This window comes from Prauserella alba, assembly GCF_024171735.1.
Lineage (GTDB): Bacteria > Actinomycetota > Actinomycetes > Mycobacteriales > Pseudonocardiaceae > Prauserella > Prauserella alba.
On record NZ_JAMTCH010000007.1, the window covers coordinates 206054 to 230696 of the forward strand.

Below are 24643 nucleotides of genomic sequence, written 5' to 3' on the forward strand. Positions count from 1 at the left end.
ACGGCCTGCTCACTCTCCCGGCCACCCCTCAACGCCGCGCTCCGCGCGACAGTGGCCGGCCCCTCGCCCGGCCGCCACCCCTCAACGCCGCGCTCCGCGCGACAGTGGCCGGCCCCTCGCCCGGCCGCCACCCCTCAACGCCGCGCTCCGCGCGACAGTATTTTCGGGGGATGACTTGGTATGTGGTTCAGACGCGGTACGACGGTGACAAGTACGTGGAGGTGCGGCCGCGGCACCGGGAGTATCTCGCCGACCTCTCCGAACGCGGCATCGTGGCGCTGGCAGGGCCGCTCGACGACAACGTCGGAGGCATGATCGTCATGCAGGCCGCCGACCGGGACGAACTTCGGACGCTGCTCGACGCCGACCCGTACCACCTGGAAGGTGCACTCGCGGAGCGCACGATCCGCGAGTGGAAGCCCGTCCTCGGAGCCTGGCTGCCGTCGTCGGAGTAATCCACACGGGTGTCACAACCGAGCGCCCCCAAGGGCACCTTGGTGGCACTCACCGCCCCAAATCTTCCCCTCGCGCCGGCCCTCGCCGGCCCCTTGCGCCCGCCCGCGCCGGCCTCGGAACCTCGCGCTGGCCCCGCGCCGCCCCGGAATCTGGAGCCCGGCTCGGTCGCACCCCTGCTCCGTGGTCGCGGTCCGCATCCGGCACACCCACGCGCACACGAAGGCGACCGTGGGCGTCGTCGCGCGACACCCACGGTCGTCGGGTGGAACAGGCGTGGGCGCTCACGTGATCGCGAGCGCCCACGCCCGGCTTGTCAGGCGTCGTGGACGATGACGCCGCGGATGTTCTTGCCGTCGCGCAGGTCCTGGTAGCCCTCGTTGACCTGGTCGAGCGTGTACTTCGTCGTGACGAGCTCGTCGAGCTTGAGGTGTCCCTGGTCGTAGAGGCGCAGCAGGCGCACGATGTCGTACTGCGGGTTGGCCGAGCCGAACAGCGTGCCCTTGATCGTCTTCTCGAACAGCGTCAGCACGCCGCCCGAGACGTGCACCGTCAGTTTCTCGGGGTTCGCCAGTCCCGTGACGACGACGGTGCCGCCCTTGCCGACGACGTCGAACGCCGAGCTGACGACCGCCTCGTCGACGGTGCCGACGCAGATCAGCGCCTGGTCGGCCATCTGGCCCCACGTCAGTTCGGTGACCTTCTCCGCAGCCTCCTCGGCTGTCGCGAACGCGTGCGTCGCGCCGAGCTTCAACGCCGATTCACGCTTGAATGCCACCGGGTCGACCGCGATCACGTTGGCCGCACCCGCGTGCGCGGCGCCCTGCACGGCATTGATGCCGATGCCGCCGACGCCGTAGACCACCGCGGTGTCGCCCGCGCGTACGCCGCCGCTGTAGTTGGCGGTCGCCCATCCGGTCGGTACACCGCATCCGACCAGCACGGCCGTCTCCAGCGGCAGCCAGTCGTCCACCTTCACCACGGAGTGCTGCGAGATCGTCGCGCGCTCGGCGAACGTGCCGAGCATGCACATGGCGCCGATGTCGTTGCCGTTCCCGTGGAAGCGGAACGTGCCGTCGGGCATGTGTCCCTCGAGGATCGTGGCGCCCATGTCGCACAGGTTCTGCCTGCCCGTCGAGCAGTAGCGACACGTGCCGCAGTTGGGGATGAAGCTGCACACGACGTGGTCACCGGGGGCGACCTTCGTGACGCCCGGGCCGACCTCCTCGATGATGCCCGCACCCTCGTGTCCGCCGACGATCGGAAACCGCGGCACCAGATCGTTGTCGATGAGGTGCAGGTCCGAGTGGCACAGCCCGGCCGACGTGTACTTGATCAGCACCTCGCCGGGGCCGGGACCGTCCAGGTCGAGTTCCATGATCTCGAACGGTTTACCGGCGTCGAACAGAACCGCTGCCTTCGTTTTCACGATGACTCCTCATTGCTCCGTTGCAATCTCGGCCTCATCGCGATTGTCGGCCGGTCGCCACGAGCGCGGGTGTGCAGCTTTTGCACAACCGGCCACGCGAGGCGGGGACGCGGCATGCGAGATCCCGCGTCGGTCGCCGGGCGTCAGATGGTGGTGATGTGGAGCGTGCGGATGCGGTTGTACAGCGTGGACCGGCTGATTCCGAGGTCGCGGGCGGCCTGCACCTTGTTCCCCCCGACCGCGGCGAGCGCGCGGGTGATCGCCTCGTACTCGGCCTGCTGCCACCCGGACAGTGCGGGTGCGGTGGTGGTCACCGGGCACAGCGGTGCGAGGTCGCGCGCCGTGACATCGCCCGCCGAACGTCCCTCGGTGACGTCGGTCAGCACGGTCTCCAGTTCCCGCAGATTCCCCGGCCACGGCTGCGCGGCGAGCAGCTCCAGCGCGCCTGCCGTGAGGCGGGGCGTGCCGTCGGGGTGCACGCTCGCCAGGACCGCCCTTGCCAACGTCGGGATGTCGCCGCGGCGCGCCCGCAGCGGCGGCAGCTCGACGCGCCGGTGTAGCCGCGCGAGCAGTTCGGCGTCGACCTCACCGGCGCCTTCGCCTGCCGCGTCGTGGCGTGCGGTGAACGCGAACCACGCGGACGTCGTGTCGAGCAACCGGGCCAGCCTGCTCACGGCCAGCGGTGACAGCAGGTGGGCGTCCCGCACCACGACGAGCCCCTGGTGAGTGGCCGCGAGTCGTTCGACCCGCGCGGCCCATTCGGCCTCGCCCACCAGTGCGACGTCACCGGCGTCGGCGCGCGCGATCGGTTGCGACCCGGCCAGTGCCGTCGTCGCCGCGCCGCGTCCCGTGCCGGGCTCGCCCGTGATCAGCACCCGGCGCCGGGCCACGGCGCTGCGGCGCAGGCGGTCCTCGACGTCGGCGGGCACCACACTCTCGGGCGTCCGCCTGCGTGTCGCGGCCGAGTACGCGGGCCGCAGCGGTGCCAGCTCGAACAACATCCCCGCGTTGACCGACACCGCCTCCATGCGCACCTCGACCTCGGTACCCGACGACAGCCGCACCCGCCGGACCCCGCGCCGCGTGCGGGACAGCTCCCGGAGCATCGGATGGTCGGCAGGATCGACGAGGTCCACCGCCGCGCTGTTGGCCAGCACGACGTCCTCGCCGAGCGCGAGCACCGCCGACGACCGGTGCTGGGCCGCCTGGAACGCAGCCAGCAACCGTTGCTGAGCCAGGTTCGACCCGTCGAGCAGTCGCCGTTCGATGTCGGTCACGGCCTGCAGCAGGAACGGCGCCAGCAGCGGATTCGCGTCCTCGACCAGGCCCGTGATGTCGAGGACGCCTTCGAGTCTGCCGGTCGCCGGGTTGGTGATCGGATGGCCGTAGCAGGTGAACGGTTTCAGCGCGTCGAGGAAGTGTTCGTCACCGTGGACGGCCACCCCGCGGCGCACCTCGTGCGGTGTGGCCAGCGAATTCGTGCCGCTGACCTCTTCGGAGAACCGGCAGCCGGGAACGGCGCTGACGGCGTCGAGCGCGCGTTCGAGCGTCCTGTCGCCGTAGCGGCGGGCGACGATGCGGCAGTCGCGGTCGGCCAGCAGCACCGACAGCCGGGTGTCTTGCAGGTGCCGCGAGATCTCGTTCAACACGGGGTCGGCCGCGCGCAGCAGGCGACTGCGGGTGTCGATGTCGGCGACATCGGCGCCCGCGAGCCGGTCGGCCGGACTGTCGGGCTTCAACCCGGACAGTTCGGCGCGACGCCAGGATTGGGCGATCTCGGCTCGTAGCGTCACCGGGCACTCCTCGCTGAGTGGTTCCGGTGTTCATCATCGCAGCTCGGAGCCGGTGGATGCAGCCCCGCGAATGGGTCAACGGCCGGGTCAGGAGACCACGGGCGGTACGAACCGGCAGCGGGGCGGGGTCGCGTCGGCGGGGTCGAGCGCGTTCAGTACCAGCCGTGCGGCGATCGGGTCGTAGGTGATGCCCAGGTGGTCGGTCTTGTCGGCAGGGCAGACGTCCTGGAGCAGGATGTTGTCCACGTTCGGAGCCGGGTCGAGGAACGCGTTCGAATAGGGAGTGACCACCTCGTCGTACTTCGTCTGGATCACCGTGTAGTCCACTCCTGCGACCGTGTCACCGCCGGAGTTCAGGTCGGCGAGGAACTCGGAGTGCTCCTCCTGGTCGTTGAACGCGGGGAACGGAACGCCGACCAGATCGCGCAGCGGCGGCACCCGCTGCACCAGGGTGAGCAGACCGAACAGGTCCGTGCCGTAGTTCGACGGCGACAGGCCGATCAGCCGGTCGATCTTCGCCTCGCCGCCCAGGTACTTGATCCAGTAGCGCGGATTCATCCCGCCCTGGGAATGGCCGACGACGTCGAGCTGCTCCGCTCCGGTCGCGGCGAGCACGCGGTCGCCGAACTCCGCGAGCTGGGTGGCCGTCTCCGCGACGGGAGCGACGGTCTGGATCGGGCTGCCCTCCGCGCCGCCGAGGTTCGCGCTGAACACGCAGTACCCGGCGTCGGCCAGTTTCCCGGACAGCCCCGCCCAGTCCGCATAGGAGTTGACCAGCGTCCCGTTGGACAACAGGACCGGATTGGGGTGTTCGGGACTCGGCTCGCACCCCCAGTCGTTCGTGTGGGGCGGCATCACCGTGGGCCGGACCGCCGAGTACGCCAGCGCGGTGACGATGTTCGGCTGCGGAGGACCGGTCGGCTCCCGCTCCGCGGCTTGTTCCGCGGCGTGCGCCTGCGTGCCGAGTCCGAGGACCGTGCCGATCGCGACGCCGAGCGCGCAGGCCCGCCGCAGTCGTGTGCCCAGCGCCATGTGGCCTCCCAGCCTCGTCACCGTTGACGGACGGGAGCGTATTCGATCACCGGCAACGCGGCGCTCGGTACACGCCGCCTCAGTACGTGCCGCCCAGCTTCGTGTGGTCCCAGCTGACGATCTTCGTGGGCGTGAAGACCAGCCCGATGCGCTTCGGCGCCTGATGCGAGATGCCGGCCTTGAGGTCGTCGGGCGGGTCCCCTTCGAGCCCGGCGTACCGCATCGCGAGCGCGGTGCCGATCTCCGCGGTCTCCGCGGCATCGTCGACGAACGCGACGTCGCATTCCATCGACACCCCTCGGAGCCGTTCGTACGTGTCACCGGATTCGATCAGCACCGTGGCCTGCGGCAGGCGCTGCAGGTTCGCGATCTTCTGCGACTTGCGGTACGTCCACGTCACGAGCGCGGGCACGCCGTCGTTCTCCCCGGCTCCGGCTTCTCGCGGGAAGTACCACAGCGGTGCCAGGTGCGGCCTGCCGTTGGGGTTCATCGTGGCGACGTCGATGACGCGCTGCTCTGCGAAGTACGCGCGCACCTCGTCGCCGGACATGCGGATCTGATCGCGGCGGGACAACGGTGTCCTCCTGCTGTGGGCGCGGTTCTGGTGAGCCCCCCAGGGGCACCCTGGTGGCGTTCAGTGCGACGAATCCTCCCCTGGTCATGAAGCCGTGGTGATGGGGCGTACGTCACTCACTGCGTGGCGCGAGGGGAAGATTCGGCGCTCCCACCCGTCTCCCACCGCCACCCGACCGGTCACGCTCCGCGTGGCAGTACTCGCCACATGCAACCAAAGTGCCCTTGGGGGCACTCAACGGCGTTCGTTACTTGATGGCGGCGCGGCCGCCGTGGCCGTTGAGGGCGGACTCGCGGGAGCCGCGCTCGGCGATGTCCTCGAGAGCCGCCTCGTCGGCCTTGGCCACGCCCTGGAACCGCGAACCGAACTCGATGATCGGGGGGAGAACCGCGCGGAAGAGCTTCATCACCCCGACCCACTTGGGCACGTGGATGACCCGTTCCCGCTTGCGGACCCCCTCGGTGAGCTGGTCGAGCGCCAGGTCGAGTGGATACGTCTTGCCCATCAGGCCGGGCATGCCGGTGCGCAGCTTGCCGAACACCGGGTGCGAGTCGGCGCTGTCGACGAGATCGGTCTTGATCCACGTCGGGTGCGCCACGCCGACCTTCACGCCGAGATGCTGCAGCTCCGCGCGCAGGCTGTTGCAGAACGCCTCGACGCCGGCCTTGGCCGCGGCGTAATTCGACAGGCCCGGCGCGTGCGCCACGGCCGCGAACGACGAGATGGCCAGCAGATAGCCCTTCCGGTCGATGACGTGGGGCATCGTCACGCGGAACGTGCGCCACACCCCGAGCAGGTCGACCTCGAAGACCTTCTCGTAGGCGTCGCGGTCGATCGAACGGGCGAAACCCGTGGTGGCGATGCCCGCGTTGGCGATCACGATGTCGATGCCGCCGAAGTGCTCGACGACGCCGGCCGTGGCCCGTTCGAGAGCGTCCCAGCTGGTGACGTCGGCCTCCCAGGAGCGTGCGCTCGGCCCGATGCGCTCGGCGACCTTGGCCTGCTCCTCGGCCTCGAGCCCGACCAGCGCGACCTTGGCGCCGTCCGCGGCGAGGCGTTCGGCAAGGCCGGCGCCGATGCCCCGGGCTGCACCCGTGATCAGCACGACCTTGTTCTTCACGTTCTTCAGGTTGTCGCCCTTGCCGCCGGACAGGAACGTCACTGTTGCCTCCTCGGTGCTCGTCGTCGCCGACGGTACCGCAACTTACTCGCAGTAGGCTACTGCTCGGTAGGGGGAACCGTGGTGGCGCTGATCGCACGCACCTCGTCGGCGGACAGCTCCAGGTGTGTCGAGGCGAGCAGGTCGTCGAGCTGGCGGCGGTTCCGCGCACTGGCGATGGGTGCGGTCACCGTCGGCTGGGCGGCCAGCCACGCGAGCGACACCGCGGTGACCGACGTGCGGTGGGCCGCCGCCACCTCGTCCAGTACGGCGAGCGCTCTCCTGCCGCGTTCGTCCAGGTAGGAGCCCGCCCCCGCCGCGCGCGGACTGTCCACAGTGCCGGTTTCGTCGCGATACTTGCCGGTGAGGAACCCTTTCGCCAGGCTGAAGTACGGCATGGTCGCCAGCCTCTCCCGTTCCGCGAGCGGGGCCAGTTCGCGTTCGTAGTCGCGTTCCATGAGGTTGTAGTGCGGCTGCAGCGCGACGTACGGCGCGAAGCCGTTCGAGTCCGCGATGGACAGTGCTTCCGTCAGGCGCGGCGCGGAATGGTTCGACGCTCCGAGATACCGCACCTTCCCCTCGCGGACGAGTGCGTCCAGTGCGCCGAGTGTCTCGGCGAGCGGAACCTCGCGGTCGTCGAAGTGGGTGTAGTACAGGTCGATGTGGTCGGTCCGCAGCCGCCGCAGCGAGTCCTCGGCCGCGGCCCTGATGTTCTCGGCCGACAGCCCGGGCCGCCGGTCCCACTTGCCGACCTTCGTCGCGACGACCATCTCGTCCCGATTTCCCCGCGCGGCCATCCAGTCGCCGATGATCGTCTCCGACTCGCCACCGGTGTTGCCCGGCGCGCGGAACATGTACATGTCCGCGGTGTCGATGAAGTTGCCGCCTGCCGCGTTGTAGGCGTCGAGCACGTCGAAGGACTCGTCCTCGGTGGCCGTCCAGCCGAAGGTATTGCCGCCGAGATTCAGGGGGAAGACGTCCAGTTCAGCGATGGTGGGCATGCCGGGGAACATACGGCCGGGCGCGCGGCGTTGCCACGGGCATGGCAGTGAATCTTGGCAAGTACGGAATCTGGCGCTGGTGGAACGGCGTCGACGAGGAGCTCGCGGTCGAGATCGAGAAGCTCGGCTACGGCGCGATCTGGCTGGGCGGCAATCCGCCGGGCGACCTCGCGCACATCGAGAAGCTGCTCGACGCGACGTCGTCGATCACGATCGCCACCGGGATCGTCAACATGTGGACCGACGACGCCCCGACGGTCGGCGCGTCCTACCTGCGGATCGCCGCCAACCACCCGGACCGGTTCCTGCTCGGGGTCGGCGTCGGCCACCCCGAGGCGCAGCAGGAGTACCAGAAGCCGTACGACAAGATCGTCTCCTATCTGGACCAACTCGACGAGGCAGGCGTTCCCGCTGAGGGGAGGGCGCTCGCGGCGCTCGGGCCGAAGGTGCTGGACCTGTCGGCGAGGCGGGCCCTCGGCGCGCACCCGTACCTGACCACGCCCGAGCACACGCGCGAGGCGCGGGAGCAGCTCGGCCGCGGCGTGCTGCTCGCGCCGGAGCAGAAGGTCGTGCTCGACACCGACGCCGAACGTGCGCGCGCCACTGCGCGTCCGCCGATCAACAACCCGTACCTCGGCCTCGTCAACTACCGGAACAACCTCAAGCGCCTCGGCTGGTCCGAATCGGACATCGACGACGGCGGCAGCGACGCGCTCATCGACCGCCTCGGTCTGCACGGCGACGCGGCCACCGTCGCTGCGGGGATCAAGAAGCACATCGACGCAGGTGCGGACCACGTCAGCATTCAGAACCTGCCGATGAAGGACGACCCGCTGCCCACCTACCGGGCGCTCGCCGAGCACCTGCTGTAACCGCGCTCCACCGGCGGCGGGAATGGCCTTGCACGCGGAGCCGCTCCCGCCGCCGTCGCACGTCCCGCGGACGCGACCGGCAGGGGAACGGCGGCTATGCGTGTGTCGCGGCGGTGCGGCCGTGGCGAGCGTCCGGCCTGCGGCCGTGCACGGCGAGGTACAGCAACGCGCTCAGCAGCATCACGCCCGCGAGGACGAGGAACATCGCCGAGTAGCCCGCGCCTTCGGCGATCAGGCCGAACGCGACCGGGCCGAGGCCGACGCCCCCGTCGAGCATCAGGAAGAACGTCGAGATCGCGAGTCCGAACTGCTCCTGCGGTACCCGCGAGACGGCGGCCGCCTGGCACGCGGGGTTGATGGTGCCGAAGCCGAAACCGGTCAACGCGCCCGTGGCGACGATCATCCAGTCCGCGGACGCCGTTCCGAGTAGCAGCAGCGCGCCGGCGAACACCACGATCGCCGAGTACACGACGACGTTGTCGCCGCGCCGGTCCTGCAGCCTGCCCATGACGAACCGGCTCACGAACATCACCGTCGCGTAGGCGACGAAGAACAGGCTCGCTCCCTGCTGGAGCCCCTCCTGCGCGGTGTAGGAGTTCAGATACGTGACGATGGTCGAGTAGACGCAGCCGATGACCAGCATGAACAGCCCGATCGGCAGCACGGCCGGGTGCACCATGGCCGCCAGTACGCCCCGCGCGGTGCGTTCGCGGGCGGGTTGGGGCTCCCTCGGCTCGTCCTTCGCGGTGATCAGCAGTGCCAGCAGGCAGGCGGCCGCGTGCGTGGCGAAGATCGACCAGAACAGCGTGTCGTAGCCGACGCTGCTGACGATCTCGAGGCTCATCAACGGGCCGATCGCCGTCGAGAGCGTGATGCTCAGCGCGAAGTAGCCGGTGCCCTCGCTGCGCCGGGAGGAAGGGATGCGCGCCTGCGCGAGCGTCATCGCGGCCGTGCTCGTCACGGCGAACAGCACGCCGTGTGTGGCGCGCACCGCGAGCAGCAACGGCAGCGAGTCGGCCACGAGGTACAGCGCAGCGACGGCGGTGCACGACGCCAACCCCGCCCACAGCATGCGGCGTCTGCCGAGCCGGTCGACGAGCCCGCCAGCGAACAGCCGGGCGACCGTCGCGCCGACGACGAAGATGCTCGCGGCAAGGCCGCCCGTCGAATCGGAGACGGCGAACCGTGTGACGGCGTAGACCGCCATGATCGTGATGAGTCCGTAGAAGGCCAGCGCGAGACAGAAATTGACGACCCAGACGAGCGCGAGGTCGCGGGACCAGATCGGCTCACGGGAGCGGGAACCGGAGCGGGACGCAGGGTCGGCGGGGTCGGTCGGCCCGGTGGGTTCGGCCTGCGAGCCGGTTGCGGTCGTCGAATCGGATCCTGGCATCCGTGACGTCATGACCTGCCCCTCGTTGTTTACCGTAAGCAATATTAATCCGGCGCAGGGTTGGTCGGGTATGACAGTGGCCACCACGACCGCCGCGACCACCACGATTCGCCGTTTCGTCGCGGTCGGCGCCGCTCTCCTGCGACTGCGGCAGCCCTCCGGAGTCGACGGCTGCGGGCGGCCGCTGCGTCCGGTCGTCCGCGGTCACGGAACAGGGCGCATGTTTTCGACCTACCGCGCCCGCACCGGAGGCCCTGTGATCGCGCGCCCGTCCGCCGGCGTTCTGCTGTGAGGTGCGCTGAATCGGACCGGCAGGCGGGCTTCTGAATCGAAACCTGAATCGATGTTGCGAAAAAGGCCACGTGAGTGCGATACCGGGCTTCACCGTGTCACCGCGTGCTGCCAGGCTGTGGCTCGTAGGATCCGGGTCTGCAGAGCCCGGCGCCGAAACCGTGACGGCGCCGCCCGCGAGCACGAGTCAACCGGAAGACGACCGGGAATGCGGCTGACGACACAGCCGTATGCCACGCCGCCCCGAGGAGGACAACGATGCCCATCGCCACACCTGAGGTCTACGCCGAGATGCTGGACCGTGCCAAGCAGGGTGAGTTCGCGTATCCGGCGATCAACGTGACCTCGTCGGAGACGGTCAACGCCGCGATCCGCGGCTTCGCGGAGGCCGAGAGCGACGGGATCATCCAGTTCTCCACCGGTGGTGCCGAATTCGCGTCGGGCCAGAAGGTGAAGGACATGGTCACCGGCGCGAAGGCGTTGGCCGAGTTCGCCCACGTGGTCGCCGAGAAGTACGACGTCAACGTCGCCCTGCACACCGACCACTGCCCGAAGGACAAGCTGGACGGCTTCGTCCGCCCGCTGATCGAGATCTCGCAGGAGCGGGTCAGCGCCGGCAAGAACCCGCTGTTCCAGTCGCACATGTGGGACGGCTCGGCCATCGATCTCGACGAGAACCTCTCGATCGCCTCCGAACTGCTCGACGCCTCGGCCGCCGCGAAGATCATTCTCGAGGTCGAGATCGGCGTCGTCGGCGGTGAAGAGGACGGTGTCTCCAACGAGATCAACGAGAAGCTGTACACCGCTGAGGGCGACTTCACCAAGACCGTCGACGCACTCGGCGCTGGCGAGAAGGGCCGCTACCTGCTCGCGGCGACGTTCGGCAACGTCCACGGCTCCTACAAGCCGGGCGCCGTGCAGCTGCGCCCGGATGTGCTCAAGCGCGGTCAGGCCGTGGCTGCCGAGAAGCTGGGCCTGTCCGCCGGCTCCAAGCCGTTCGAGCTGGTGTTCCACGGCGGTTCCGGCTCGCTTCTGGAGGAGATCCACGAGGCGGTGTCGTACGGCGTCGTCAAGATGAACGTCGACACGGACACGCAGTACGCGTTCACGCGCCCGATCGCCGACCACATGTTCAAGAACTACGACGGCGTCCTCAAGATCGACGGCGAGGTCGGCAACAAGAAGACCTACGATCCGCGTAGCTACCTGAAGGTCGCCGAGGGCGCGATGGCCCAGCGTGTCGTCGAGTCCGCCGAGGCGCTGAAGTCGGCAGGCAACAAGCTCTGACACCGGCGTCGACCCGGCCTTCTCGCCCCCAGGGGCACCTTCGGTGCGCTCAACGCCACCAAGGTGCCCCTGGGGGCGTTCACGTTCGGGGGATGGCGATGAGCACGGTCGGTCGTCAGGCACAGTGACGGCGTGATGTCGAAACGTCTCGTCGCGATCGTTCTGGTCGGCTGTCTCGTGCTGATGGCCGTCGCCTCGTCGCTGTCCCTGCTGCTCTGAAACGGCGGACCGGGGCGCCGACGCGGTTGCCCTGCGACGGCCCTGCTCTGTGACGGTCCTGCTCTGGTGGCACCGCTTCGACGAGGTGCACGCCTGCCGGGGTGCCGCGCCCGCCGTTCACGGGTGCCCCCTGTGCCGCTCCGCGGCCGCCCGCTCGGTGGTTCAATGGCGGCATGACGCACAACCTGCTCGAACCGGATCCCACCACGCTCCCGGAGCGCCCCGACGCCGAAGCCGCGCTGGACGCGGGCACCGAGCCGAGCGAGGTCGCCGCCGAGCATCCCGACTTCAGCGAAGCCTGGGCGGCACTCGCCGAGCGGGCGCTCGGCGAGAACGAGGTCGTCGACGCCTACGCCTACGCTCGCACCGGCTATCACCGCGGCCTCGACCAGCTGCGCCGTTCCGGCTGGAAGGGCTTCGGCCCGGTGCCGTGGGCGCACCGGCCGAACCAGGGTTTCCTGCGCTGTGTCGCCGCGCTCGCGAAGGCAGCCGGCCGGCTCGGTGAGACCGACGAGTACGAGCGTTGCAAGCAGCTGCTCCTCGACTCCGACCCGGCGTCCGTCGAGGCCACGGGTCTCGGCTGAGCCGACTCGTCCGACTCACGGGCTCGCGGAAGACCGACGACGCGAAACGGGCCGCCGGGGATGCACGATGCACCCCGGCGGCCCGTTCGGTTACGGCAGCGGTCAGAACTCGCCGCAGTTCGTCGGTGCGGCCTCCCCGCGGACCCGCTGATCGAGCCAGGCATACGCCTTCGGGTAGGCGGCCGCGTAGCCGCCGACGTGGGTCGGGATGGCCAGCGTGTCGAACTGCACCGTCGCGCCGTTGTCGCACCACGACCGCGCCATGTCTCGGCCCTGGCCGTACGGGACGATGTCGTCGAGACGGCTGTGCGCCACGTACACGGGCACTTCCGGCTTCAGCGTGCCGATGCGCTGCTCCTCGACCGCGCTGCGGAACGGTTCCTCGGCGAGGTAGTCGCCGATGGGCCTGCCGTCGACGGTCAGGTCGGACGTGCGGGTGAACGCGTGCCCGACCAGCCCGTCGGCGGTGCAGCGCTCCTCGATCTTCGCGCGCACCTCGCGGCCCTTCTCGTTCAGGATGTCCTCGATGCCCAGGTCCGGGTAGGCCTCGTGCATGCTCGCGACGGCGAACAACAGGAACGCCGCCGCGTAGTGCCCGTCCAGTCGATCGGCCACCGCGGACAGGTCCGCGGGCGGCGCACCCGCGAACGAGCCGATGAGGTCGACATCGGGGGCGTACGACGGCTGCAGTTCCGCCGCGGCCGCCGACGCGCCACCGCCCTGTGAATAGCCCGCCGTGAGCACGGGGCCGTCCGACGGCAGGTCGGCCTCCGGCAGTCGGCGGGCCGCGCGAACCATGTCGAGCACGGCGTGTGCCGTGGCCTTGCGGTTGACGTACGTGTGCACGCCGGGTGTGCCGAGGCCTTCGTAATCGGTGATCGCGACGGCGTAACCCTTCGCGAGCATGCCCGAGATGAAGAGCCCCTCGTACTCCATGCCCGCGGCCATGGCCTTCGACGGGGCGCAGTGGTCGCCCATGCCCTGGGTGCCCGCCGAGTAGCCGACGACCGGCCGCTGCCCCGGGCCGTCCCATTCGCGGAGCGGCGTGAGCACCGTGCCGGTGACGGCGTTGGCATCGCCGTGGGTGTCGGTGCTGCGGTACATGACGCGCTGTGCGTCGGCGGGAGCGCGGGTCAGCTTGAGCGGGTCGAGGAAGAACGTGGTCTCCTCGTTCCGGATCACGTCTCCGGGCTCACCGTCCGGAAGCGGGGACGGGGGCGTGTAGAACTCGTCGCTCGCGGCCGGTGCCGACGATGCGGCCTGGGATGCGGCGGCCCCTGATGCTGCGGCCTGGGATGCGGCGGCCTGGGATACGGCTTGGGATGCTGCGGCCGGGACGGCGGTGAGCATCGACGCGGCGGTGGCGGATACGGCGATGGTGGCGAGGGACGCGGTGAAGCGTCCCCTGCGGGCTGCTCGCATGAGGCTCCCCCAGCTGGGAATGACGACGTTGTCAAAAACACGTTCTATCCGCGGGGAGATGTGAGATCAAGGTTTCCCTACTCGTCAGTAGGCAACTCACCCTGATGGAGTAGTGAGGCGCCCCCAGGGGCACTTTGGTCGCATTCAGTGCAACCAAAGTGCCCTTGGGGGCGAGAACGTTCGTCGTCAGCAGGTGGCGAGCATGTCCTCGAGTGCGGCGTGTTCGGCCTCGTCGACGGTCAGCTCGTACTCGTGCTTCACGGTGATCCACATCGACGCGTACGTGCAGTGGTACTCGTCGACCGACGGCTGCCACTCCGCCGGGTCGTCGTCGCTCTTCGACATGTTGGAGTCACCCGACACGGCGATGAGTTGCGGTGCCGACAGGTCGTTGGCGAACGCCTCGCGCTCGTCGGTCGTCCACTCGGACGCACCGGTCACCCATGCGTTGCCGAGCGGAACCACGTGGTCGATGTGGAACTCGGACGGATCGCTCGAGGTATCGCCGTCGTACTCGCTGTACCAGTCGCCGTCGGTCGGGTAGCAGTCGTTGCCGGTCTCGACGCCGTCGCCGTCGCGTTCGAGCACCAGTTCGCGGGTGTTGCAGTTGTCGGAGTGGCTGCTCCAGTGCGGGAACAGGTCGCGGTCGTAGCCGTCCATGGAGCCGTCCTCGGCCACGGTCAGCTCGGCGAGCTGTGCTTCGGCCTCGGCCGGAGTGGGGATGCCGGGCGGTTCGGCCACGGCGGTACCCGCCAGCGGGAGCGTCAGTGCGGCCGCGGCACCGACGGCGAGGGCGGAGTTGCGGACGTTGCGAGCAAGGGTCATGGCAGACACCTCTCAGCGGGGAACATGAGGTCGTCCAGCGATGTGAAGGACTTTCCGAATGTCTCCGAGAGAGGTAACGATTTCGTTAATCCTGGGCGGATTCAGACCGATGTCGGGGGCAGAACCAGACGGAAGTCGTGCGTGTGCCGGTACCAGGTCCACCGCGACATGGCTCGCGGGTACGGCACGCCGTCGGATTCCGGTACGACGTCGGCGCCGCCCAGTTGGAAAGCCCTGCCCGTGAATGTCCGCCGCCGCTTGAGCAACTTGCCCCTGGTGATGGTGACGCGCAGCCCGCCGGACGCCGTGTCGGCTCCTGCTGCGGGGTCGGGCCGTACCTCGAGCAGTGTGGCCTCGCCGCGCAGCGCCTCCGTGTCGTCGCAGTAGCCGACGCCGCGTGGCCGCCGCACGACGCCGTGGCCCAGCAGCAGCCCGCCCGCGTCGTCACGTACCAGCGGCACGCCTCGTGGTCTGCCGGACAGCGCGACGTCGACCGCTTTCGCCCGGTCGGCCGGAACGCCCCACAGACCCGCCACCTGTGACGTCGCGTCCGTCGGCACGTACCCGACGGCGGTGTCGTCGAGCCGGCCGCGGCGCAGCAGCCGGAGCGCCACGGCGGACAGGTCGGCGTCGTCGCCGACCACCACGAGCCGCTGGTCGCCCGGCTCCAGCAGCGGGTCGACGTCCGCCTTGCCCGGACGCGACGGCAGTTTCGCCTCCTCGACCCCCTCCGGGGTGTGAATTCCCAGCTCAGCGCCTCCGCAGAGCAGTACCAGTCCACGCACGGATTACCCCTCGGTTAGGCTCATGTACCGGCATTTCGACAGTCACCGACGGACGTCAGTGTCAGCAGTATTCACAGCCACCTCACACCTTGGAGTTTCACATGCCGGCCATCGTGCTCATCGGTGCCCAATGGGGCGACGAAGGCAAGGGCAAGGCCACCGACTTGCTCGGCGACAAGGTGGAATGGGTGGTGCGCTACCAGGGTGGCAACAACGCGGGCCACACCGTGGTGCTGCCCGACGGCCAGGACTTCGCGCTGCACCTCATCCCGTCCGGCATCCTCACGCCGGGGGTCACGAACGTCATCGGCAATGGCGTCGTCGTCGACCCGGGCGTACTCCTGGACGAGCTGGAGGGCCTGGAGGCGCGCGACATCGACACGAGCAGGCTGCTGCTGTCGGCAGACGCGCACTTGATCATGCCGTACCACGTGGCGATCGATAAGGTCACCGAGCGCTACCTGGGCAGCCGCAAGATCGGCACCACCGGCCGCGGCATCGGACCGTGCTACCAGGACAAGGTCGCGCGCGTGGGCGTGCGGGTGCAGGACCTGCTCGACGAGAAGATCCTGCGCCAGAAGGTCGAGGCGGCCCTGGAGTACAAGAACCAGGTGCTGGTGAAGGTCTACAACCGCAAGGGACTCGACGCCGCCGAGGTCACCGACACCGTCCTCGAACAGTCCGAGCGGTTCCGGCACCGCATCGCGGACACGCGCCTCGAACTGAACAAGGCACTCGAACGCGACGAGACCGTCCTGCTGGAAGGTTCGCAGGGCACGCTGCTCGACGTCGACCACGGCACGTACCCGTACGTCACCTCGTCCAGCCCGACCTCAGGGGGTGCCAGCGCGGGTTCCGGGATCGGGCCGGGCCGGATCACGACGGTGCTCGGCATCCTCAAGGCGTACACGACGCGGGTCGGCTCGGGCCCGTTCCCGACCGAGCTCGACGACGAGGCGGGCGAGAACCTGCGCAAGTCCGGCGGCGAGTTCGGTGTCACGACGGGCCGTTCGCGGCGCACCGGCTGGTTCGACGCGGTGATCGGCCGCTACGCGGCCCGCGTCAACGGCATCACCGACTACTTCCTCACCAAGCTCGACGTGCTGTCCGGGCTGGAGACCGTGCCGGTGTGCGTGGCCTACGACGTGGACGGGCAGCGCACCGAGGACATGCCGATGACCCAGACCGACGTGCACCACGCGAAGCCCGTGTACGAGGAGCTGCCGGGCTGGTGGGAGGACATCAGCGAGTGCCGCACCTTCGCGGACCTGCCGAAGAACGCGCAGGCCTACGTCGAGCGACTCGAAGAGCTGATGGGCACGCGCATCTCGGCGATCGGCGTCGGTCCCGGCCGGGAGGAAACGATCGTCCGCCACGAGTTCGCCTGACCCGCGTGTCCTGCACCCATGCCCGCGTGTTCTGCACTCGGGCATGGGTGTCCTGCTCCCGCCTGTCACCCGGCCACCGCGTCCAACGAGGCGCTACCGCGCGGCGGTCCCCTCGGGCGTGCTCTGCGCACGGTTGGTCGCGGCCTCGGCCGTGGCGGTCCGGTCCTGCAGTGCCGCCAGGGCCGCCGCGACGTTCGGGGCTCGGCGTCCGCCGCGGCGCGTGCAGGTGAGGAACGTGCGTGCGGGTGCGTTGTCGCCCGTCGGAACCCGCCGCACGTCGAGTCCGGGCGGGAGCTGGGAGAGCCGGGGGTAGAGCGCGACGCCCAGTCCGAGGTGGACGAGCGTCGCGACGAGACTCGCGTCGCACGCCTCGTGGGCGATCGCGGGGCTGAAGCCTGCGGCGGTGCAGGCCGCGAGCACGTGGGCGCGCGCCGCGTCGTCGGGTAGGCCGACGATCCACGGTTCGTCGGCGACGTCGGTCAGCCGCACGGGCGCAACACCCGCCAGCGCGTGTGTGCTGGGCAGCAGCAGGTCGAACGGGTCCGTCAGCAGGATGTGCTGTTCGAGGCGCGGGTCGTCGACGGAGGGGTTGGCTGGCAGTGCCTCCACGACGGCGAGGTCGGCCTCGCCGGTGAACAGCAGGTCGAAACAGTCCGCCGCTTCGGCCTCACGCAGGCGGACCGTCAACGACGGGTGCCGCGCTCGCAGGCTCGCCGCGACCGGCCCGAGGAACCGGCACATCGCGGTGGGGAAGGCGGCCATGCGCAGGGTGCCGGTGGGGCCGTCGTGGGTGGCGTGGAGCTCGGCCCTGGCGTGCTGCCAGTGGACTTCCATGGCGTCGGCGTGTGCCAGCAGGGTCCGGGCCGCGTCGGTGAGGCGGACGGTGCGGCCGAGCGGTTCGAGCAGGGTGACGTCGAGCTCGCGGCCGAGTTGGCGGATCTGCTGCGAGGCGGCCGACGTCGTCAGGTGCAGGGCGGCCGCGGCGGCGGTGACGGTGCCGTAGTGGTCAACCGCGCGCAGCACGTTGAGTCGGCGCAGATCCATCATGAAGGCCATTCTTCACGGTTTCGTCCAGAAATCGAACCTGGACCTTCACGTATTCCGGCCGCACGGTGGACTCATGACGACATGCCCGTTCTGCGGTTGGCCCGACAGCGACGTCGTGGCGGTGCTGTCCCGGCACCGAACGCCCGAGGGAGAGACCGCGTGGACCCGCTGTGCCTGTGGTTCGCTGCAGTCGCGGGTCATCGGTGTGGCGGGGACGCAGGTCGTCGCCAGGGGCCGCCCGCACGAGGTCCGAGCCTCTCGCAACGCGCACACCCCCGGCGACGTGCCCTGCGACACGTGAACGCCCCGAAGGGCACCTTGGGGCGTCGACCAACTGCGGTCGGCGGAGCGGATTTGTCCGGTTCTTTCGCTGTTACGGGGGAGCTCTCTGCTAACTTCCTGCGCACGATCGCAAGGGGGTATCGATGGGGGCACCGTATCCGCCACCGGGGCGGCCCGACTGGAGTCCGCAACAGTCCACTCCCGGCTGGCAGGGGCCTCCGATGGGTGGGCCACCGCCTATGGGCGGGGTGCCGTCGGCCGGCGGGCCACCGAAGCGGCCGCGTCGCCATTGGCGGTGGGTAGTCCCCGCGTTCGCCGTCGTGCTTGCCGCCGTGATCGTCGCCGCCATCGCGTTGTCCGGCAGTGACGACCAATCGGGTGCGAAGACGCGGACGGCGGCGGTGGACGACGAACAGAAGCGGCCGGAGCCACTTCCCGACGACAGTGACAGACGTGCCGCACTCACCACACTGGATGACATCGACCCGTGTGACCTGCTGGACGTCCGGGACCTCAAACAGCCCGACGGGGTGGAGAAGGTCGCCGTCAGTTCCCATCAGTGCGCCTTCGAGGGAGGCGGTGAGAGCTTGACCGTCACGCTCGGCACTGACCTCGGTCATCTCCGCCGGATCGAGTCCGCGGAAGAACCGGTGGCCGGTGTCAAGGCGTACAGCATGCAGGGCGATATCGAAGGCCCCGGCTCCTGTACGTGGTCCATTCCTGTCACCTTCACCGATGTCATCGAGTTCCGTTACGAGACGGGGGCGGACGAGGGCGGCACTTCCTGTTCGTCGATCAAGAGGTATGCCGAACGGGGAGTTGAGACTGTCCAGTCCTCAGGGCACGGATCGCTGTTCTTCCAGCCGGGCGAGCCCGACGTAGCGGCGCGCGGGGACTGCCGGTACTTCTTCCAGCCCGGGGGCGTCGAGGACTGCCACCCCTACAGCGGTGCGGACCCCCGGCTGAAGGGCGACGAGCTGTTGGCCGCCGCCGAGAAGGACCGCAATGTTCAGTGCGCCGTCTTCAAGGACGCGATCGAGGGCAATTTCGGCTCGCAGCTGTCACCGGTGGTGTGGGGCGAGCACTGCTTTTTCGTGAGTCCGGATAACACGTATCTGTTCAGGGTGAACGCCGATCCGGCATTTGCGCCGGATGAGTACGGCGCCATCGGCGAGAACAGGCGTGAGGTGTCTCTGGGCGGTTTCCCCGCCATCACGTTCGATGGAGCCCCGAACGTCCACGACGTCTACCTGTCGCCGTACGGGGACCTCAGCCGGGCCGGGATGCTCCATATCAGTGCCAGGCCGCTGGCTGGGCGTGGGACGTATCGCGACGACTATCGGGAACTCTCGGATGCGGAGATCGACAAGGTGTACGCCTTGATGGCGCAGTCCGCCAAGGCTCACTTCGGGTAGTCCGAGCCTCTCGCAACGCGCACACCCCCGGCGACGTGCCCTGCGACACGTGAACGCCCCGAAGGGCACCTTGGGCGTCGACCAAGGTGCCCTTCGGGGCACAACCGGGCTTCTCGGCGTTACTCGGCCGCTTCGATGACGATGTCCGGGTGGTCGGCGAACATGCCGTCGACTCCGGTGTCCCAGACCGCCTTCGCCCAGCCGAGCGCGTCGCCCCACTCGGCCGGGTCGTCGGACGAGTCGTAGTCGGCCGGCAGGAACTCGTTCTCGGCGCGGAAGGTCCACGGCACCACGCTCAGCCCCGCGGCGTGGGAGTCGTCGACCAGCGACGTCGGTTCCGTGGTGTTGCCGTCGGCGTCGAGCGGGATGATCTGCCCGATCGACGGCCCGAGCCCGTCGGCGTACGTCGCGATCTCGCGGAGGCCCTCCGGCGTGGTCAAGTCCTCGTAGGTCCGCGGGTCGCCGGACTTGACGAAGTCGTACGGTGCCCCCGAGGTCGAGGTCAGCTGAACCAGCGGCACGCGCACCTGCTCGTCGAGCTCCTTGAGGTTGCCCACCTCGAACGACTGCACCTGCACCTTCGCGTTGGGGCGGTTGAGATGGTTGCGGTTCAGTGCGTCCACCAGCTTCGGCTCCAGCGCGAGCCCCTGCTCCTGGAAGTACGTCGGGTGCTTCGTCTCGGGGTAGATGCCGATCGGCCGGTGCAGCTCGCGGCTCAGCCGCTGGGAGAGGTCGATGACCTCCTGCAGCGTCGGGATCTCGAAGCGGCCGTCGTAGATCGTGTTGTCGGGCCGGATCTCCGGCAGCCGCTCCTTCGCCCGCAGCGTCTTGAGCTCGGCCAGCGTGAAGTCCTCGGCGAACCAGCCGGTGACGGGCTCGCCGTCGACGAGCTTGGTGGTCTTGCGGTCGGCGAACTCGGGCCGGTCGGCCACGTCGGTGGTGCCGCCGATCTCCGGCTCGTGCCGTGCCACCAGCACGCCGTCCGAGGTCGTGACGAGATCGGGTTCGATGTAGTCGGCACCCATGCGCGCGGCGAGTTCGTACGAGGCGAGCGTGTGCTCGGGCCGGTAGCCGGAGGCGCCACGGTGGCCGACGACGATGCGGTCGTCGGCGTGCGCGCCACGGTCGTGGGCGGCGTCCGACCGGGCGGATTCGGTCTGTGCGGGCCCGGACTGTGCCGCGCCGGGAACCGCGCCGGTGGTGGCGAGAACCGCCACCGCGCCGAGCGCAACCACTCCGAGACGCTTACGGAGTCTGGATGTGAATGCCATGAGTAGTCGCTGGTCCTCTCTCGATCCGGTAGGGACGTTCGCCCACGTTCGCGGCCACGGTCGACCACCTGGCGACAGCGTGGCAGCCGCTGAGGTACATGCCGATGAACGAGCGGATATTGGCATGTCTACGCTGAGGAGTCGTGCGCTTCCTGGTTATCGGCTCCGGAGCCCGTGAGCACGCCCTCGTACTCGCCGCGTCGCAGGACCCTGCGGTGACGGCGATCGCGTGCGCGCCCGGCAACGCCGGCACCGCTGCCCTCGCCGAATCGCTCGGCGTCGACCTGACCGACCCCGCTGCCATCGCGGCGCTCGCCGAGCAGTGGAGAGCCGACCTCGTGGTGATCGGCCCCGAGGTGCCGCTCGTCGTCGGCGCCGCCGACGCCGTCCGCAAGGCCGGTATCGCGTGTTTCGGCCCCTCGGCGGCCGCGGCGCGGATCGAGGGGTCCAAGGCGTTCGCCAAGGACGTCATGACCGCCGCGGGGGTGCCGACCGCGCGCAGCGAGGTGGTCGACAATCCGGCCCACCTCGACGCCGCGCTCGCCCGGTTCGGCCCGACCTGGGTGGTCAAGGACGACGGGCTCGCCGCGGGCAAGGGCGTGGTCGTGACGACCGACGTCGAGCAGGCCCGCAAGCACGCCCTGATGCTGCTCGACGGTGGGCACCCGGTGGTGCTGGAGTCGTTCCTCGACGGTCCGGAGGCGTCGCTGTTCTGCCTGGTCGACGGGCGCACCGTGGTGCCGCTGCTGCCTGCGCAGGACTTCAAACGCGTCGGCGACGGTGACTCGGGCCCGAACACCGGCGGCATGGGTGCCTACGCCCCGCTGTCGTGGCTCCCCGACGGGTTCGTCGACGACGTCGTCGAGCGGGTCATCCAGCCCGTGGTCGACGAGATGGCCGAGCGCGATGCGGCGTTCACCGGCCTGCTGTACGCGGGGTTGGCCCTCACGAGCGACGGCCCGCAGGTCATCGAGTTCAACTGCCGCTTCGGCGACCCCGAGACGCAGGCCGTCCTGGCGCTGCTGCGCACGCCGATCACCGGTCTTCTCCACGCCGCCGCGACCGGGACGCTGGCCGAGCAGCCGCCACTGGAGTGGGAGGACGGCTGCGCGGTGACGGTGGTCGTCGCGGCCGACGGTTACCCCGGAAAACCGCTGGTAGGCGACGTCATCACCGGCGGAGAGGCCGATGGTGTGCTCCATGCGGGCACGCGCAGGCGCGAGGACGGTGCGGTCGTCTCCAGCGGCGGCCGCGTGCTGTCGGTGGTCGGCACCGGTGCGGATCTGGAGGCGGCCCGCGCCGAGGCGTACGAGCGCATCGCCGGGGTGGGGCTCGCAGGGGCGCACCACCGCACGGACATCGCCGCGCGCGCCGCTCGCGGTGAGGTGTCGATCCCGGGTCGCTGAGTCGCGGTCGCCGGCGGCGGGAGACCGAGTGCGCGGGCGCACCTCCCCGCGGCCCGCCGCGCCGGCTGCTCGACCAGCGGATCGACCGTGTCCGATTCGCGGCGGAGAATCCGACGATCGGAGGGAACCGTCGTCCGGGTGAGCTCGTCAAAGTTCAGGTCACTGTCACATTCTGGTTGGTAGCCTGCGTGAGAAACCGGATGGCTACCGGCCGTTACAGGGGGTGCGCATGCCGTCAGAGGTGAGCGAGTCGCGGTTCGGCGGGCCGGTGAGCGCGGAGGCCGCGTTCGCGTCGGCCGACACGGCGTTCGCGGCCGGTTCGAACGGCGGGAACGACGGCGGCGCCGACACCGAGTCCGGCAACGCCCAGGGCGGCCCGTTCGGCGGTTCGGACATCACTCCCGGTGGTGGTCTGTTCCCCTCGGTCCCGTCGGCAGGTGACATCGACGTCGCGCCCGACAAGGTCGCCGACGCGGCGCGGATCATCGAGGCCCAGGCCGACGCGCTGGACGAGAAGCTGTCGGAGCAACTGAACTCGTTGCGCATCAAGGCGCCGGCGGAGGACATCGTGTCGCGGCACGCCGTCGAGGCGTGGAACGACGTCGTCAGTTCCCCCGAGGATTCGTACGCGGCGCACGCGCGCGCCTACGTCGAGGACCTGCGGTCCCTGGCGACCCAGTTGCGCAGGGCGGGCGAGAAGTACTCCGAATCCGACGAGGAGAAGGCCGATGCGCTCGGCGGCGGCAGGGGCCTGCCCGGCTAGTCCCGGCCCGTCCCGCTCCCGGCGCTCACCCCGGAACGTCGGCGCTGTCCAGGTTTTCTCGACCGTGCGGTCGAAGCGGAAGTAGAGGGAATTCGACATGGCGATGGATGTCTCGCAGCGTGCGAACGAGATCCGCAACCACCGGTTCGACGGCTACACGAACAACATGCTGGCCGACGAGGTCGAGGTGTTCCGCAGCGGCGCCGGCGCGGGCGGTATCGGTGAGGCCGTGAGCGCACTGAAGGCCGTCGGCAAGGCGCTGGACGAGACCGAGCGGACGCTGCGCACCGAATTGGGCAAGCTCGGCGTCGAATGGCGTGGTGACGCAGGTGACCAGGCGTTCCGGTGGATGACCGGCCAGGCCGACTTCTCCGTGGAGGCCCAGACCAAGGTCGAGGCGTGTGCGAAGAAGGTCTTCGCCCAGGGTGAGGCGTTCAACCGCACGGTCCACAAGCTGCCCGACGCCCAGTCGCTCCGGCAGGGTTCCGGTGGCTACGGCGTCATGGATTCGCTCGGCAGCCTCCTCGGCTTCGAGACCGACAACGCCCAGCGCGTCGCGCAGGGCCAGGAGGCGAGGGCACAGGCACTCGAAGCGCTCAACGGCTACGCGAGCGAGTCCGGTGAGAACCTGTCGGACCTGCCGCAGCTGAACGCCCCCACGCCGATGTCGGCCGTCGTGTCGGCGGATGTGCCGACCGAGGTCGATGCGGGTGGCCCGCCCACATCGCCCGACGTGACCGAGGTGCCCACGGACGCGCCGGTCGGCGACCGGACCGAGTCGTCAGGGGTGGCACCGCCCGCGGCTCCGCCACCGGCACCCGTCGACAGCCCCGCGGCGTCCGCTCCCGTCCACCACTCCCCGCAGCCGGCCCAGCCGCATGCCAACCAGAGCGGTCCGCTCGCCCCGCCGCCCGGCACCGGTTCGGCCCGGCCGGCGCCGAACCCGAGCACGGCGCCTTCGTCGACCGCGCCTTCCACGACTGCCCCGGTGACGTCGTCGCCGAACACCGGCTACGGCTACGTGAACGTGCCGCGGCCGGGCACCGGATCGGGGTCCGGCTCTCCCCACTACTCCGGCCACTACTCCGGTGGTGCGGCTCAGCCGGGTGGTCCGACGGGTGCCGCGCCCTCGAATCCGGCCGTGCCCGGCACCGGCGGTGCGCCGACGACCGGCGGGGCGCCCGGCGCGGTCGGCAAGCCGGCGGTTCCCGGGACTCCCGCCGTCCCCGGGACACCGGGCAGCCCCGGCGGTGCGACGCCCGTCAACCCGGGCACGCCCGGCGCTCCAGGTGCACCGGGCTCTCCAGGGGCGCCGGGTACGCCGGCGCAACCGGGCGGCCAGTCCGGGGTGGGCAAGTTTCCCTCGGCCGGTGGCGCTTCGCCCGTGGCACCGGCGCCGGGACCCGTCACGGGTGGTCCCGCTCCCGGAAGCGGGGGCGGCGCGGCGGTCCCGCCCCCGGGAATGGTCGGCGGCAAGGCCGGCGGACCCGTCTCCGGCGATGCGGAGCTGCAGAAGGGCAAGTCGTTCGGCGTCGCACCGGTCGTGGGCGGCACAGCCGCACCCGGCACGGGAGGTACGACGGCTTCGCCGAAATCGGCCGGGTTCGGCGCCAACGACATCGGCGGCGCCGCGGGAGCGGTCGCCGCGGGCGGTATCGCGGGAGCGTTGGCCGGCGACAGCGAACGCAGCGGCGGCCGGGGTGGAGCGCCGCGTTCTCCGCACCAGTCCCAGATCGGCGACCTGCCCGAGGAGCAGTCCAGGGCGCAGCAGAATCAGGCTCCGAAGTCCGAGCAGGACCGGCGCGGCATGATGCAGAAGGCGGCGCCGCAGGAGGGCGACGAGGACGACGCCCACGTGCGCCGGTACGGCGTCGACGACAAGGACCTCTTCGCCGACCAGCGCATGGTCGCTCCCGACACGATCGGCGACCCGAACTCGGAACAACGGTGAG

22 protein-coding genes are annotated in these 24643 nt (G+C 70.0%); 10 read left to right on the forward strand and 12 right to left on the reverse strand.

Annotation, left to right across the window (positions count from 1 at the left end):
- The first annotated feature begins 170 nt into the window (after positions 1 to 170).
- Positions 171 to 455: a YciI family protein gene (locus LY12_RS22960; protein WP_253859535.1), complete on the forward strand. Its 285-nt coding sequence runs from the start codon at positions 171 to 173 to the stop codon at positions 453 to 455.
- 314 nt (positions 456 to 769) lie between these two features.
- On the opposite strand, the gene LY12_RS22965 is transcribed toward LY12_RS22960, so the two are convergent.
- The 6 genes from LY12_RS22965 to LY12_RS22990 form a co-directional block, all read right to left on the reverse strand.
- Positions 770 to 1882, reverse strand: coding sequence for an NDMA-dependent alcohol dehydrogenase (locus LY12_RS22965; RefSeq protein WP_253859536.1), 1113 nt, complete (start codon positions 1880 to 1882; stop codon positions 770 to 772).
- Positions 1883 to 2025: 143 nt separating this feature from the next.
- Positions 2026 to 3675, reverse strand: a complete 1650-nt coding sequence (locus LY12_RS22970) for a sigma-54-dependent Fis family transcriptional regulator (protein ID WP_253859537.1) — start codon at positions 3673 to 3675, stop codon at positions 2026 to 2028.
- Between the two features lie 87 nt (positions 3676 to 3762).
- Positions 3763 to 4707 (reverse strand): esterase/lipase family protein, encoded by a 945-nt coding sequence (locus LY12_RS22975; protein WP_253859538.1) that lies wholly within the window; start codon positions 4705 to 4707, stop codon positions 3763 to 3765.
- Between the two features lie 79 nt (positions 4708 to 4786).
- Positions 4787 to 5281, reverse strand: coding sequence for a pyridoxamine 5'-phosphate oxidase family protein (locus tag LY12_RS22980; RefSeq protein ID WP_253859539.1), 495 nt, complete (start codon positions 5279 to 5281; stop codon positions 4787 to 4789).
- A 247-nt stretch (positions 5282 to 5528) separates the two neighbouring features.
- Entirely contained in the window at positions 5529 to 6410 is an 882-nt protein-coding gene (locus tag LY12_RS22985) for a short-chain dehydrogenase/reductase (protein ID WP_253859668.1), read from the reverse strand.
- An 89-nt stretch (positions 6411 to 6499) separates the two neighbouring features.
- Positions 6500 to 7441 (reverse strand): aldo/keto reductase, encoded by a 942-nt coding sequence (locus tag LY12_RS22990; protein WP_253859540.1) that lies wholly within the window; start codon positions 7439 to 7441, stop codon positions 6500 to 6502.
- Positions 7442 to 7482: 41 nt separating this feature from the next.
- On the opposite strand from LY12_RS22990, the gene LY12_RS22995 reads away from it, so the two are divergent.
- On the forward strand, positions 7483 to 8313 hold the full coding sequence (locus tag LY12_RS22995) for an LLM class F420-dependent oxidoreductase (RefSeq protein ID WP_253859541.1): 831 nt from the start codon (positions 7483 to 7485) through the stop codon (positions 8311 to 8313).
- 94 nt (positions 8314 to 8407) lie between these two features.
- Here LY12_RS22995 and LY12_RS23000 read toward each other — a convergent pair whose 3' ends face one another.
- Positions 8408 to 9718 (reverse strand): MFS transporter, encoded by a 1311-nt coding sequence (locus LY12_RS23000; protein WP_253859542.1) that lies wholly within the window; start codon positions 9716 to 9718, stop codon positions 8408 to 8410.
- A gap of 537 nt (positions 9719 to 10255) precedes the next feature.
- On the opposite strand from LY12_RS23000, the gene fbaA reads away from it, so the two are divergent.
- Positions 10256 to 11284: a class II fructose-bisphosphate aldolase gene (gene fbaA / locus LY12_RS23005; protein WP_253859543.1), complete on the forward strand. Its 1029-nt coding sequence runs from the start codon at positions 10256 to 10258 to the stop codon at positions 11282 to 11284.
- A gap of 392 nt (positions 11285 to 11676) precedes the next feature.
- Complete coding sequence (locus LY12_RS23010; protein WP_253859544.1) at positions 11677 to 12087, forward strand: DUF3151 domain-containing protein; 411 nt, start codon at positions 11677 to 11679, stop codon at positions 12085 to 12087.
- Positions 12088 to 12189: 102 nt separating this feature from the next.
- On the opposite strand, the gene LY12_RS23015 is transcribed toward LY12_RS23010, so the two are convergent.
- The 3 genes from LY12_RS23015 to LY12_RS23025 form a co-directional block, all read right to left on the reverse strand.
- A complete protein-coding gene (locus LY12_RS23015) occupies positions 12190 to 13437 on the reverse strand; it encodes a lipase family protein (protein ID WP_372493613.1) in 1248 nt (415 codons plus the stop codon).
- A gap of 258 nt (positions 13438 to 13695) precedes the next feature.
- Positions 13696 to 14334, reverse strand: coding sequence for an HNH endonuclease family protein (locus tag LY12_RS23020; RefSeq protein WP_253859546.1), 639 nt, complete (start codon positions 14332 to 14334; stop codon positions 13696 to 13698).
- Positions 14335 to 14435: 101 nt separating this feature from the next.
- The gene (locus LY12_RS23025; protein ID WP_253859547.1) at positions 14436 to 15119 is read right to left on the reverse strand and encodes a hypothetical protein; all 684 of its coding nucleotides are present in this window, start codon (positions 15117 to 15119) and stop codon (positions 14436 to 14438) included.
- 101 nt (positions 15120 to 15220) lie between these two features.
- Here LY12_RS23025 and LY12_RS23030 point away from each other — a divergent pair, with 101 nt between their 5' ends.
- Positions 15221 to 16507 carry an adenylosuccinate synthase gene (locus tag LY12_RS23030; RefSeq protein WP_253859548.1) on the forward strand — a complete coding sequence of 429 codons (1287 nt, stop codon included), beginning with the start codon at positions 15221 to 15223 and terminating at the stop codon, positions 16505 to 16507.
- Positions 16508 to 16600: 93 nt separating this feature from the next.
- Here LY12_RS23030 and LY12_RS23035 read toward each other — a convergent pair whose 3' ends face one another.
- The gene (locus LY12_RS23035) at positions 16601 to 17554 is read right to left on the reverse strand and encodes a LysR family transcriptional regulator (protein WP_253859549.1); all 954 of its coding nucleotides are present in this window, start codon (positions 17552 to 17554) and stop codon (positions 16601 to 16603) included.
- A gap of 73 nt (positions 17555 to 17627) precedes the next feature.
- Between LY12_RS23035 and LY12_RS23040 the strand changes: the two genes are divergently transcribed.
- Complete coding sequence (locus LY12_RS23040) at positions 17628 to 17855, forward strand: hypothetical protein (protein WP_253859550.1); 228 nt, start codon at positions 17628 to 17630, stop codon at positions 17853 to 17855.
- Between the two features lie 313 nt (positions 17856 to 18168).
- Positions 18169 to 19251 carry a hypothetical protein gene (locus tag LY12_RS23045; protein ID WP_253859551.1) on the forward strand — a complete coding sequence of 361 codons (1083 nt, stop codon included), beginning with the start codon at positions 18169 to 18171 and terminating at the stop codon, positions 19249 to 19251.
- A gap of 119 nt (positions 19252 to 19370) precedes the next feature.
- On the opposite strand, the gene LY12_RS23050 is transcribed toward LY12_RS23045, so the two are convergent.
- Positions 19371 to 20522, reverse strand: coding sequence for a glycerophosphodiester phosphodiesterase (locus LY12_RS23050; RefSeq protein ID WP_253859552.1), 1152 nt, complete (start codon positions 20520 to 20522; stop codon positions 19371 to 19373).
- A 143-nt stretch (positions 20523 to 20665) separates the two neighbouring features.
- Here LY12_RS23050 and purD point away from each other — a divergent pair, with 143 nt between their 5' ends.
- The 3 genes from purD to LY12_RS26000 all read left to right on the forward strand — a co-directional run bounded on the left by purD (position 20666) and on the right by LY12_RS26000 (position 24642).
- Positions 20666 to 21928 (forward strand): phosphoribosylamine--glycine ligase, encoded by a 1263-nt coding sequence (gene purD / locus LY12_RS23055; RefSeq protein ID WP_253859553.1) that lies wholly within the window; start codon positions 20666 to 20668, stop codon positions 21926 to 21928.
- Positions 21929 to 22157: 229 nt separating this feature from the next.
- Positions 22158 to 22691: a PE domain-containing protein gene (locus LY12_RS23060; RefSeq protein ID WP_253859554.1), complete on the forward strand. Its 534-nt coding sequence runs from the start codon at positions 22158 to 22160 to the stop codon at positions 22689 to 22691.
- Positions 22692 to 22788: 97 nt separating this feature from the next.
- Complete coding sequence (locus LY12_RS26000; protein ID WP_301303082.1) at positions 22789 to 24642, forward strand: magnesium chelatase; 1854 nt, start codon at positions 22789 to 22791, stop codon at positions 24640 to 24642.
- The last annotated feature ends 1 nt before the right edge of the window (position 24643 follow it).

What these genes read in the sequence shown, in the direction of transcription:
- LY12_RS23010 (WP_253859544.1), top strand. Translation starts at nt 11,677, where the DNA reads ATGACGCACAACCTGCTCGAACCGGATCCCACCACGCTCCCGGAGCGC.
- fbaA (WP_253859543.1), top strand. Translation starts at nt 10,256, where the DNA reads ATGCCCATCGCCACACCTGAGGTCTACGCCGAGATGCTGGACCGTGCC.
- LY12_RS23050 (WP_253859552.1), bottom strand. Translation starts at nt 20,522, where the DNA reads ATGGCATTCACATCCAGACTCCGTAAGCGTCTCGGAGTGGTTGCGCTC.
- LY12_RS23030 (WP_253859548.1), top strand. Translation starts at nt 15,221, where the DNA reads ATGCCGGCCATCGTGCTCATCGGTGCCCAATGGGGCGACGAAGGCAAG.
- LY12_RS23000 (WP_253859542.1), bottom strand. Translation starts at nt 9,718, where the DNA reads ATGACGTCACGGATGCCAGGATCCGATTCGACGACCGCAACCGGCTCG.
- LY12_RS22975 (WP_253859538.1), bottom strand. Translation starts at nt 4,707, where the DNA reads ATGGCGCTGGGCACACGACTGCGGCGGGCCTGCGCGCTCGGCGTCGCG.
- LY12_RS22995 (WP_253859541.1), top strand. Translation starts at nt 7,483, where the DNA reads ATGGCAGTGAATCTTGGCAAGTACGGAATCTGGCGCTGGTGGAACGGC.
- LY12_RS23040 (WP_253859550.1), top strand. Translation starts at nt 17,628, where the DNA reads ATGACGACATGCCCGTTCTGCGGTTGGCCCGACAGCGACGTCGTGGCG.
- LY12_RS23015 (WP_372493613.1), bottom strand. Translation starts at nt 13,437, where the DNA reads ATGCTCACCGCCGTCCCGGCCGCAGCATCCCAAGCCGTATCCCAGGCC.
- LY12_RS26000 (WP_301303082.1), top strand. Translation starts at nt 22,789, where the DNA reads ATGGCGATGGATGTCTCGCAGCGTGCGAACGAGATCCGCAACCACCGG.
- LY12_RS22960 (WP_253859535.1), top strand. Translation starts at nt 171, where the DNA reads ATGACTTGGTATGTGGTTCAGACGCGGTACGACGGTGACAAGTACGTG.
- LY12_RS22990 (WP_253859540.1), bottom strand. Translation starts at nt 7,441, where the DNA reads ATGCCCACCATCGCTGAACTGGACGTCTTCCCCCTGAATCTCGGCGGC.
- LY12_RS23020 (WP_253859546.1), bottom strand. Translation starts at nt 14,334, where the DNA reads ATGACCCTTGCTCGCAACGTCCGCAACTCCGCCCTCGCCGTCGGTGCC.
- LY12_RS23035 (WP_253859549.1), bottom strand. Translation starts at nt 17,554, where the DNA reads ATGATGGATCTGCGCCGACTCAACGTGCTGCGCGCGGTTGACCACTAC.
- LY12_RS23060 (WP_253859554.1), top strand. Translation starts at nt 22,158, where the DNA reads ATGCCGTCAGAGGTGAGCGAGTCGCGGTTCGGCGGGCCGGTGAGCGCG.